Raw genomic sequence first — 225 nt, forward strand, 5'->3', positions numbered from 1 at the left:
TGGGATACACCTTGTGCCGCCTTTGCCACTTCGTCTACCCCTGCGGTTACTTCTTCTACGTTTCCTGCTGTTTCTTCTGTACTTGTTTGTATCTTGTCCATCTGGGTTTTGAGTTCTTCTGAGTTCTTTCTACTTTCTTGTGATGATTGTGTTAGACTTTCTGATGCGTTTTCTACTTTGTCTGATGCCTGCCTTATTGACCCCATGGATCTTCTCAATTCTTTA

Annotated in this window: 1 pseudogene; it reads right to left on the minus strand. The window is 42.7% G+C overall.

Annotation, left to right across the window (positions count from 1 at the left end):
• Positions 1 to 206, minus strand: a pseudogene (locus ACW9JY_RS10650) (methyl-accepting chemotaxis protein); the annotation flags it as partial.
• Positions 207 to 225 lie beyond the last annotated feature (19 nt).

The organism is Petrotoga sp. DB-2, from assembly GCF_054051725.1.